General features: G+C 60.6%; 4 protein-coding genes and 1 tRNA gene. 1 reads left to right on the forward strand and 4 read right to left on the reverse strand.

Annotated elements, in window-relative coordinates:
* Window positions 1-56: 56 nt before the first annotated feature.
* A tRNA-Pro gene (locus VG146_21495) sits at window positions 57-133 on the reverse strand.
* Window positions 134-390: 257 nt separating this feature from the next.
* Between VG146_21495 and VG146_21500 the strand changes: the two genes are divergently transcribed.
* Complete coding sequence (locus VG146_21500; protein ID HEV2394933.1) at window positions 391-8,325, forward strand: glycoside hydrolase family 9 protein; 7,935 nt, start codon at window positions 391-393, stop codon at window positions 8,323-8,325.
* On the opposite strand, the gene VG146_21505 is transcribed toward VG146_21500, so the two are convergent.
* From VG146_21505 to VG146_21515, 3 genes are all read right to left on the reverse strand, one after another.
* Window positions 8,322-8,633, reverse strand: a complete 312-nt coding sequence (locus VG146_21505) for a hypothetical protein (GenBank protein HEV2394934.1) — start codon at window positions 8,631-8,633, stop codon at window positions 8,322-8,324. The genes VG146_21500 and VG146_21505 overlap by 4 nt on opposite strands.
* A gap of 266 nt (window positions 8,634-8,899) precedes the next feature.
* Complete coding sequence (locus VG146_21510) at window positions 8,900-11,056, reverse strand: ATP-dependent helicase (protein HEV2394935.1); 2,157 nt, start codon at window positions 11,054-11,056, stop codon at window positions 8,900-8,902.
* A 20-nt stretch (window positions 11,057-11,076) separates the two neighbouring features.
* The coding region (locus VG146_21515; protein HEV2394936.1) for a hypothetical protein at window positions 11,077-11,878 on the reverse strand (802 nt) is incomplete at its 5' end.

Consider the following 11,878-nt stretch of genomic DNA (forward strand, 5'->3'; position numbering starts at 1 on the left):
ATTCAGCAGGTTTCACTCCGGGAAGCTTGCGTCTGACCTGCCGTTTTCATTACAAATGGTCGGGGCGGTGAGATTTGAACTCACGACCTTCTGAACCCCATTCAGACGCGCTACCAAGCTACGCTACGCCCCGAACCATTGTGCCGGCCTCCACGAGGCCGCCACGCGAGAATACTACCCCCTCGAATTCTGATTTCAACCTTTAATCGGGACCGCTGCATTCCAACATTATAATCCGCGGTTTTCTTAATTAATTCCTCAAGGAACTTGTCCTTTCCGGTCCCGGTTTGTCAGCCAAACACCGACAAAAACCCTTCGCTGGAGGCGGACAGGATTACAGGAGCCCTTCCGATTTTTAAGCCTGCACCCAATCGACAAGGTGTTCGCACTATGAGAAAAGCTATATCTCTCGTATTGAGCCTGCTGTCTCTGTTCGCGGTCACGCATACGGTCCGCGCTACGGAAATGACGTGGGAATTCTCTGTCCAGGTCAGCGCCGCGGTCCAGGCCACTCCCGCTCAGATAACTCTGAGCTGGCCCCAAGACCAGTACATGCTCCCCAACAGCTATACAGTTTATCGAAAAGCTCCCTCGGATAGCTCCTGGGGCGCCGGCGTCCTTCTCCCGGCCACCGCCACCAGTTACACCGACAACCACGTCACCGTCGGCACCCCTTATGAGTACCAGGTGGTTAAAGTCACCTCCCAATACACCGGTTACGGCTATGTCTATTCGGGCATCAATGTTCCCATGACCGATAGCCGCGGCAAACTGCTCCTGGTCATCGATAACACTTATGCCGCCAGCCTCACCAACGAGCTGGCCCGCCTCCAACAGGACCTCGTCGGCGACGGCTGGACCGTTATCCCGATCTTCGTCAACCGCTCCGACTCGGTCGTCAGCGTTAAGAATCTCATCAAGGCCCAATACGCAGCCGATCCGGCCAACGTGAATTGCGTCTTCCTCTTCGGCCACGTCCCAGTCCCATACTCGGGGAACATTGTCCCGGACGGCCATACCCCCGATCACCAGGGGGCCTGGCCTTGCGACGGTTACTACGGCGACATGGACGGCATTTGGACCGATAACTCGGTCAACGTCACCGGCCAATATGATCCCCGGAACACAAACGTCCCCGGCGACGGCAAATTCGATCAAAGCTCGTTCCCTGCTCCGATCAAACTCATGGTTGGCCGGGTGGACCTGGCCAATATGCCGGGTGAACTGTGGTATGGCGGCCCCACGACCATGCCCAGCGAACTGGAGTTATTGCGCAATTACCTCAACAAAGACCACAATTTCCGCACCAAGCAGATGGACCTGCCCCGGCGCGGCATCGTCGGCGACTTCTTCGGCGTGCGCAGCGGCGAGGCCTTCGCGGCGAGCGGTTGGCGCAATTTCGCCCCGTTCTTCGGCGCCAACAACGTCACCACCGACCAGACCATGGGCGCCTGGACCCCTATCCTCAGCACCAACGCCTATCTGTGGGCCTACGGCTGCGGCGCAGGCAGTTTTACCAGCATCGCCGGGCTGGGCAACAGCGATTCCTATAACGACGTCACAACACCCGAGCTCTACACCAACGACATCAAAGCCGCCTTTACCCTCCTGTTCGGGAGCTGGTTGGGCGATTGGGATGCCAAAGACAATATCATGCGCTGCGTCCTGGCCTTGCCCTCCTGCGGCCTGACCTGTGCCTGGTCCGGGCGTCCGCATTGGTTCTTGCACCACATGGCCTTGGGCATGCCCATCGGCTTTTCCGCGCGCCTGACACAAAACAATGGCCCGGGCGGGATTTATTCCAATGAAGTCAACAGCGCCGCAGGCGAAATCCATATCGCTCTGATGGGCGACCCCACTCTGCGCATGCACGCCGTCGTGCCCCCATCCAATATTGCCGCCACAACTAACGGCAGCGCCGTCACCCTGAACTGGACGGCTTCCACTGATTCGGTCGTCGGCTATCACATTTATCGCGCCTCGGGCACCAACAACTCATTTGCCCGCCTCACCACCACACCCATTACCGGCACAACCTTTACCGATTCCAGCGCCTCAGGCGCCTCCGATTACATGGTTCGCGCCGTGAAACTCGAGACTTCTTCGAGCGGCACCTACTTTAACCCCAGCGAAGGCGCGTTCCTGGCGCCGGTCGGCAGCGCGACTGGCTACCTGGGCGTGACCGGCACTTCCGGCTCAACCTCGGGCACTAATGGAACTGTTTCGAGCACCGGGGGCACGGGCTCGACCAACAGCGTGACACCCACTGGAACCAGCCCCAACCTGGTCGCCTGGGTTGACGACGCCCTGCCCGCCGGGGCTACTGCCGGCACCGACGGTGGCGACGCCTGGAATTGGGTCAGCAGCAACCCTGCTCCCTTCTCCGGCAGCCTGGCTAATCAATCCACGATTAGCGCCGGTCTCCACCAGCACTTCTTCACCGGGGCGACCCAGCCCCTGACGGTCAACACCGGCGACATCTTGTTCGCCTATGTCTATCTCGATCCCAATAATCTCCCCAGCCAAATTATGCTCCAGTGGAACGACGGCTCTTCCTGGGAACATCGGGCGTACTGGGGCGCTGATAACATCAATTACGGCTCTGACGGTACAACCAGCCGCGTTTATATGGGGCCGCTCCCCGCTGCGGGTCAATGGGTCCTCCTCCAGGTCCCCGCCAGCAAGGTCGCCCTGGAAGGCAGCACCGTCCCTGGCATGGCCTTCAGCCAGTACGACGGACGCGCCACGTGGGATTACGCCGGCAAATCCTCGGCATTGCTCACCGGCACAACGCCTTCAAACGGCGGCACCAACACCGTTGGGTCGTCCGGCTCGACCAACTCGACCGGGACCGTTTCCAGCACCAGCACCACCAACACTCTGGTCAGCCCGCTCGCCTGGGTGGATGACACCTTGCCCGCCGGCGCTGTGGCCGGTGCTGATGGCGGTGATTCCTGGAACTGGATCAGCAGCAATCCCGGTCCCTTCTCCGGCGCGCTGGCCAATCAGTCCAGCGTTGCCCCTGGCCTCCACGAGCACTTTTTCTCCTGGGCATCTCAAGGCCTCAGCATCAATTCCGGCGATACACTCTTTGCTTACGTCTATATCGACCCCAACAATCCCCCCAGCGAGCTGATGCTCCAATGGCACGACGGCGCCTCGTGGGACCACCGCGCTTATTGGGGTGCTAACAACATCACCTACGGCACCGACGGCACCGCCAGCCGCTCTTACATGGGGCCGCTGCCCGCCGCAGGCCAATGGGCACTGCTCCAGGTCCCGGCCAGCCAGGTCGGTATGGGCGGCGCCACCGCTGTGGGCATCGCTTTCAGCCAGTTTGATGGACGCGCCACCTGGGATTACACCGGCAAAGCCGCCGGCGTTGTCTCAACCACCACCGCTTCCGGTGGCGGCACAAACACTTCGGGCACCGGTGGCACCACCGGCACCTCCAGCACAAACAGCACTGGCGCCTCCCCAAATCTCACCGTCTGGATCGATGATGCGCTCCCCGCAGGCGCCGTCCCGGGCAGCGACGGCGGCGACGCCTGGAATTGGGTCAGCAGCAACCCGACCCCGTACTCCGGCTCGCTGGCAAACCAATCCGCAGTTGCCTATGGCCTGCACCAGCACTTCTTCATGAGTGCGACACAGACCTTGAGCATCAATTCCGGGGACATCCTGTTTGCTTACGTTTATATTGATCCGAGCAACATCCCCAGTGAGATCATGCTGCAGTGGAACGACGGCACCTGGGAACATCGCGCATATTGGGGCGCTAACAAAATCAACTACGGCACCGATGGCACAACCAGTTGCACCAACATGGGGCCCGTTCCCGCAGCGGGCCAATGGGTCTTGCTCCAAGTCCCGGCCAGCAAGGTTGCCCTCGAAGGCAGCGCTATCAATGGCATGTCTTTCAGCCAATATGATGGCCGCGCCACCTGGGATTATTCCGGCAAATCCTCCGCCCTGCTCACCGGCACCGCGCCTGCCAGCGGCGGTTCTACCTCCTCGACAAATACCGCCACCCTGACCAATGCCACCGTTTGGGTCGATGACGCCCTGCCCGCTGGCGCCTCGCCCAGCTCCGATGGCGGTGACTCCTGGAATTGGGTTAGCAGCAATCCAGCCCCATTTTCTGGTTCATTGGCAAATCAATCCAGCATCGGCTCCGGTCTGCATGAGCATTTCTTCACGGGCGCCACCCAAACCATGGCTGTGAATACCGGCGACAATCTGTTCGCCTATGTTTATCTCGACCCCAATAACCTCCCGAGCGAAATCATGCTCCAATGGAATGATGGTTCCTGGGAACACCGCGCGTTCTGGGGTCAGGACAATATCGGTTACGGCACCGCCGGGACTACCAGCCGCGTTTATGTCGGCCCATTGCCTGCCCCAGGCCAATGGGCCCTTCTCCAGGTGCCCGCCAGCGCCGTAGCGCTCGAAGGCAGCACCGTTTCTGGCATGGCCTTCAGCCAATTCGACGGACGCGCCACCTGGGACTACGCAGGGAAGGCCTCCGCGCCACTCGTGAGCACCTCGGGCGGCGGCACCGTCGGATCCGGCACCAACTCGACTGGGGGGACAGGCATCACCGGCACGGATACGAACTCAACGCCTGTCACAACGACCAACAACCCGCCGGTGGTTAGCACCAATTCGCCCTCGAGCACCAACACCATCGTCGCCAGCACCAACGCTGTCTCCGGCGTGAGCCTCATCGATTATGTCACCCCTCAACTGCCGCACGTGGGTGATAATACCCTGCATGTCCTGACGCCGACATTGCTCGAACTCAAACTTATCAACACCAAACAGCCTGACCCCGCCCAGGTCGCTCAATGGAACCTGGTCGATAGCCTGGGCAACTTCCAGGCCCCGGGGGCCGGCGCCTTTGCCGTCACGGCCAATGGCCAAACCGTCGCCGTCACAGCGGTTGGTTTCAAACGGCGCCCGCTCTATGCGCCGATGGCCGGATACGACCTGCGTATCGACAACTCCCTCTATCTGCAGTTGGCCAGTCCCATCTCAGACAACCAGACTATCGAGGTGAAAAACACCGATGGCTCGCTCTGGCCTTCGAGCATGCAATTCATTGCAACCGTCGATCCGCTCCGCTATAGCCCGGCCATCCACGTCAACGAAGAAGGCTACATGCCCAATTACTCCAAGGTCGCCATGGTCGGCTATTACGCCGGCAGCATGGGCGAAGTCTCCATCCCGGCCTCAGCGGGTTTTAAGATCGTGGATGCCGCCACAGGCAATTCGGTGTATCAAGGCACCCTGGCCCAGCGTCCGGACTCGGGTTATACCTATTCCCCGACCCCTTACCAGAAGGTGTACCAGGCTGATTTCAGCAGCTTCAACACGCCAGGCGAATACCGCCTCGTAGTGCCCGGCATGGGCGGCTCGCTGCCGTTCATGATCCACGATGGGGTTGCCATGGCCTTTGCCCGCGCCTATGCGCTCGGACTCTATCACCAGCGTTGCGGCACCAATACTGCCATGCCTTTTACGCGCTTCACCCACGACGCTTGTCATACGGCTCCGGCCAGTGTGCCCGCCTCCGCATCGGCCTACCCGTTTACCTGGACGACCATCGCCGGTTACGCCAACACGCTCAACGCGAACAATCCTACCCAGATTGCCCCGGCCCTCACCAGCCCTTCAGCCCAGCTCTTCCCCTACATCAACCAGGGGCCGGTGGATGTCACTGGCGGACATCATGACGCCGGCGATTACAGCAAATACACCATCAACAGCGCCAGCCTTATCCATTACCTCATGTTCGCTGTCGATTCGCTTCCTGGGGTCGCCGCGCTGGATAATCTCGGCATCCCCGAAAGCGGCGACGGCATCAGCGACGTCATGCAGGAAGCCAAATGGGAGGCAGACTTCCTGGCTAAAATGCAGGACTCAGACGGCGGCTTTTACTTTCTGGTTTATCCACAGAACCGCGAATACGAAGGCAACGTCACGCCTGACCATGGCGACCCGCAAGTGGTCTGGCCTAAAACCACCTCGGTGACTGCCGCCTCTGTAGCCGCCCTTGCCCAATGCGCCTCGTCGCCGCTGTTCAAGCAAACCTATCCAGCCGCCGCCGCCGCATACCTCCAAAAGGCCAAGCTCGGCTGGCAATTCCTGATGAATGCCGTCAACAAATACGGCAAGAACGGCGCCTACCAGAAGATCACCCATTACGGCGACAACTTCGCCGATAACGATGAGATGGCCTGGGCGGCCTGCCAGATGTACCTCGCCACGGGCGATTCGTCCATTCACCAACTGCTGCTCTCCTGGTTCGATCCGGCGGACCCGGCCACGTGGCGCTGGGGCTGGTGGCACATGTCCGAGTGCTATGGCCACGCCATTCGCAGCTATGCCTTCGCCGTCCAAAGCGGGCGCGCCACGGCCAGCCAGCTCGACGCCACCTTCCTAAGCAAGTGCCAGGCCCAAATCGCCGCCGGCGCAAATGACATGGTCTCGTTCTCCCAGCAGAACGCCTACGGCAGCAGTTTCCCCATCGACACCAAAGCCGTCCAAAGTGCCGGCTGGTACTTCTCGTGCGACCAGGCCTTTGACATCGCCGTTGCTTACCAGTTGAACCCAAACCCGGCTTACATCAATGCCATGCTCGCCAACATGAATTTCGAAGGCGGCTGCAATCCGGTCAACGTCTCCTATGTGACGGGCCTTGGTTGGAAACGCCAACGCGACATTGTCAGCCAGTGGGCTTTGAATGATACCCGCGTCCTGCCGCCCTCGGGCATTCCCGTGGGCAATATCTCCGCCACCTTCGGCTATCTGTGGGATTACTCCGGCGAATTGGAAGGGCTTTGTTTTCCATCCGACGGCGCGACAACCGCCCCTTACCCGTTCTACGATCGGTGGGGCGACAGTTGGAATGTCAGCAGCGAAATGGTCGTGCTCAACCAGGCTCGCGGCATCGGCATGCTGGCCTTCCTTGCGGCCCAAGGCCCCTATAAAACCCAGCTCTGGACCGCTCCGGCCAACGCTCAGATCGTTGTGCCGGCCTCGGTGGTGCCCGTCGGCTCACCGGTTACGCTTTCCTTGCAAGCGCCCGGCATGGACCTCAGCGGCGCCCGCGTTACTTGGGAAGCGCGCGATCAAGAACCCATCTTTGGCCAAACCTTCACCTACTCGCCCCAAAACAATGGCCTCCAATGGGTCGAGGCCGAAGCGCAGTGGCCGGATGGCCGTCGCGTCTTTGCCAAGGCAAGCTATACCGCCAACTCGCCCAATATTGTCTGGATAGATGACACCGTTCCGGCGGGGGCGGCCGCTTTGGCGGATGGGGGCGATGCCTGGACATGGCTCAGCAGCAACCCAACTCCTCATTCGGGGACCCTGGCGAACCAATCCAATATTGGCGCCGGTGAGCACCAGCATTATTTCCAGAACGCCACCGCTACAATGAGCATCGGCACCGGGGACGTGCTTTATGCCTGGGTGTATATCGATCCAAACAACATGCCCAGCGAGCTGATGTTACAGTGGAACGACGGTACCTCCTGGGACCACCGCGCCTACTGGGGCGCCGACTCCCTCGGCTATGGCGCTGACGGCACACCGGGCCGCGTCAATATGGGCCCCTTGCCTCCTGCCGGCCAATGGGTGCAACTCAAAGTGCCCGCCAACCAGGTCAATCTCGAAGGCGCCACTCTGAGTGGTATGTCCTTCACACTCTATGGCGGGCGCGCAACGTGGGATGCCGCTGGGCGCCTGAGTTCGGGCGGGACCTCGAACACCACGGCGACCGTGACGGTTAATGCCACAGCCACACTGGCGTCTCGAACCACACCGAGCCTGGGGACATTTACCTTCTCGCGCGGCGGGGATCTCACGGCCAATCTGCCGCTGCAATATGCCCTGGGCGGCACAGCCGTCAGCGGACTCGATTACCAGGTATCCGCCCCGGGGGTGACCATCCCGGCGGGGGCGTCCTCGACGACCCTGAACATCGTTCCGCTGATTTCCAGCAACTTCATTGCAGGCCGCAGCGTCATCCTCACGCTGGCATCCAACGCCTCTTATGCCATAGGCGCCCCTGGCTCGGCCACCCTCGCGGTGGGCGGCAATACCATGCCGCTGGCCTTGAGCCTCTCCCCGAGCGGCGCGACCCTCTCCTGGAACAGCGCCTCGGCAAAAAGCTATCAGGTCTCCTACAAAAATAACCTGACCGACCCAACCTGGACCACCGCCGGCCAAATCACCGCCACCGCCGGCACCAGCTCGTGGGTCGATCCCAGCGCCCTGAAAACCAACCAGCGCTTTTATCTCGTGGCCCAGGTGGATTAGGAAAGAGAGATGCTCTTTGAATCCACTTGACGGGAGCCGATGTAACCGCCGATAAGCGCAGCTATCGGTTTAAGGCGCTGCACAGTCGGGTCCGCCTGAACTCCGAAATTCTCCAGCGCCGTTGCTCCGAGAAGATAAAGCGAACCGGTGGGAGCGAAGACAACCGGGCAGGTCAACGTCTCTTCCAGTTCGGGCAAGGACAGCAGCGCTTCGCCCAGTAAACGGCGGTCACGGCGTCCGTCCGCGAGGACCAAGTCGCGACTGCGAAGCGGCTTTAAACCAATACCGGCAAGCCGGTCTTCGGGCACAAAGGTGTACGATGCTCCCGTATCTACCCAGAACCGCTTTTGGATGTCCTTTCGGTCTGACCATGCCCGCCCAATTCAATGCCACTGGGCGTGGGAGTGGAATCTGACGCAAGGTGCGGCCTAAATGCGCCAGAGGACTGGCGCAGTCCACGACGCTTCGCGCGGAAAGGCGCCGGAAGGCGCGCCAGCGTCTTGGACTGCGGTAGTCCTCTCCCTGCCAACCTTGGTGCTTGCTGCGCCCGGGCCGGGGCACTCCTTTTACCCTTTTACCCATAGGTTCTCAGGTTCCATTCTTCGACCAATTCCTTGGAGATTTCCCCCAGGAAACGGGAAGGGTGCTGCATCATGTCGCCGCTGGCGCCGTAACTGGCGCGAATCAACGGGTAGCTCAGGTACAACTCGTTGCGCGCCCGCGTCGTTGCCACATACATGAGCCGCCGTTCCTCCTCCTCGCCTTCGGGCGTTTCAAGCGAGCGCGCCGAGGGGAAAAGGCCATCGCACAACATAATAACAAACACCACGTCGAATTCGAGGCCCTTTGACTGGTGAATCGTCGAGAGGCGCAGCAGTTCGTCGTCGCGTTTGGCAGGCTGCTCGTCCTCTGCTTCGAGGTTGCTCAGCAAGGCAAGCTGAGTCAGGAACTCTTCGAGCGTGGCGAACTGCAAGGCAAAGACGGCTAATTGTTCGAGGTCATCGAGACGCGCGCGATGGTTGGCGTAGTTTTCTTCGAGGTATTCGTCGTAACCGGCCTCGATGACGAGGTGAATCATCTTCGAGGCATTGCCATGAACCGGCTTGGACTCAAGCTGGGCAATGGTGGCAACGAACTGGGCCCAGGCGACTGCGGCTTTTTTTGGAACGGCGCCGGCACATCGTTGCAAGCGTTGGGCAAGAGGGGCGTGAGGCGCCGGGCCGGCCTGGCCCTTTGAAGCCTCGTTCGCGGCAACGGGGGCGCTCCCCTGCGCTGCACCGTTGCCGGCCTTGGCGCGCCTGGCCGCTGGCTGGGACGCGGCCTGGTTTAACGCCGGAACGGGGGTTTGGGCGGGCTCCGTTGGAGCTGGTTGGCTGGTGGCAAAGAACTCCTTCCACAGTCTATCGCCCCCTTTGGCCCCGATACCGGGCAAGAGCTGAACCAGTCGTTTGAAGGCGAGTTCATCGCGAGGATTGACGATCAATTTGAGAAAGGCAGTGACATCTTTGATATGCGCCTGTTCGAAAAACCGGATGCCGCTGGTGATGCTGAAGGGGATATTGTGCCGGGTCAGTTCGAGTTGCAGTTCGAGGGCATGAAAATGCGAGCGGTAGAGGACAGCCATTTTATTTAAATCCACGCCTTCTTCGCGCAGTTCGAGGACGCGTTGGGCAACGAAGAGGGCCTGTTGCGCGGCATCGTTGCAGGCTACAACGACCGGCTTTGGCCCGGTCGTGCGGGCGGGGGCGAGCTGTTTGGCGAACTGTTGCGTATTGGCGGCGATGGCGGCGTTGGCCACATCCAGGATTTCCGGCGTGCTGCGGTAATTGGTTTCGATCTTGAACAGGGCTGCGCCGGGGTAGCGTTCGGGGAACTTGAGGATGTTTTGGTAGTTGGCGCCGCGCCAGGCATAGATGGACTGGGCATCATCGCCCACGACCATGACATTGCGGTGGCGTTCGGCCAGAAGATCGATCAGGTCGCTCTGGAGCTTGTTAGTGTCCTGGTACTCATCCACGAGGATGAATTGGAAACGGCGCTGGTACTGCTCGCGGACGTCGGGCTGCTCACGAAGGAGCTTGAGCCAAAGGGCCAGCAGATCATCGAAATCCATGGCGTTCGTGGCCCGTTTGCGCCCGGCGTAGCGTTGGTGCAGCCCGGCGATGGGCCCAGCCAGATTCGAAAAATGGCCGTATTCTTCGTTGAGGATTTGGTCGATGCTTTTTTGTTTGTTGACCGCCAGCGAGAAAATCTCCTCGACGACTTCGGGTTTAGGGAAGCGTGTGGCTTTTGCGTCAATGCCGGCTTCGGCGATGCAGGCCGCCACGAGGTGTTTGGCGTCTTCGCGGTCGAGAATCGAGAAATCGCGCTGGTACCCCAAGAGCGGCGCGTGCTGGCGCAGGACGCGGTTGCCGATGGCGTGGAAAGTGCCTCCCCAAAGGGCGACGAGTTCCTGGCCGAGCAAGTCGGCGACGCGGCGCATCATTTCTTTGGCGGCTTTATTGGTGAAGGTCAGCAGCAGGATGCGCTCAGCAGGAATCCCTTGCTCAAGCAGGAATGCGACGCGGTAAATCAGGGTTCTGGTCTTGCCCGAGCCGGCTCCGGCAATGACCAGCGAGGGACCTGGCGGCGCAGTGACTGCCGCGAGCTGCTGCGGGTTGAGTTCGCGCGCATAATCGATCTGCAGATGCAGCGGCGCCCGGAAGGGTTGGAGGATGTAATCTCGGGACATGCTCGGGCCAGCGGCGTGAGTCAAGCGGCGGTGTCGGCCATCCGGCTGAGGTGTTGTTCGAGCCGATGAATATTGGCCTCGATGCGGTCGAGGTAATCGTTGGGGCCGCCGGGATAGGGAACGCTCAGGAACCGGTAGAGTCCCAGGAATTGGTTTTCGAGTTTTGGCAGAACCGTCTTTCTCCAAAACTCGGCGGTATTCTGCATCAAATCTCGGGCGCTGGTGAAGCCGGCGATGAAGTGGGGTGCATCGGGGGTAAAGCGGACAGCCTCTGCGAATTCGGCATAGAGGGTGGGGAGCTTCTCGATGTAATCGGGGGCCGCCATCTGCCCGAGGAGGTCGGCGGTGGCCAAAGAAAAGCCGGCGACCTTTTCCAAATCGCTTTGGAACGGGATCGCGTCGAGATTGGCGTTGATGCCGGTGCAGCGGATCATGTTTTGGACCGCGAGAATGGCGGGCGGCTCGAAGCCCTTCTGTGAGAGGAGTTCGTCCGCAAACAAGGCGCTGCGCTGGACATGAGTGACGGTGTACTTAGCGCCGGTGCCCTCGGTATCATTGCGTTTTTTGAGGTAGCCGGTGTCATGCAGGAGGATGGCCAGCAGCGCCAGGTGGGACAGGCGCGGGGACATTGCAGGATTGGCCCCTGCGCGGTGGCGCCCCGCCAGGAGGCGCGCCAGGCAGAGAGTGCCCTGGAGCGAATGCTCGAGGTCATGGTAGCGCGCGTCGATGGGCTGGTAATCGTTGAAATGGCCTGTAAAGCACTCGATGGCCCATCCGAAGGATTGGTGAACAAACCCGGGCTCGCCCTTGGGGAACATGGAT

This window comes from Verrucomicrobiia bacterium, from assembly GCA_035946615.1.
Taxonomy (GTDB): domain Bacteria; phylum Verrucomicrobiota; class Verrucomicrobiia; order Limisphaerales; family UBA8199; genus DASYZB01.

Excerpts from the sequence above, each read along its gene's own strand:
- VG146_21500 (HEV2394933.1), top strand. The coding sequence starts at position 391 with ATGAGAAAAGCTATATCTCTCGTATTGAGCCTGCTGTCTCTGTTCGCG.
- VG146_21510 (HEV2394935.1), bottom strand. The coding sequence starts at position 11,056 with ATGTCCCGAGATTACATCCTCCAACCCTTCCGGGCGCCGCTGCATCTG.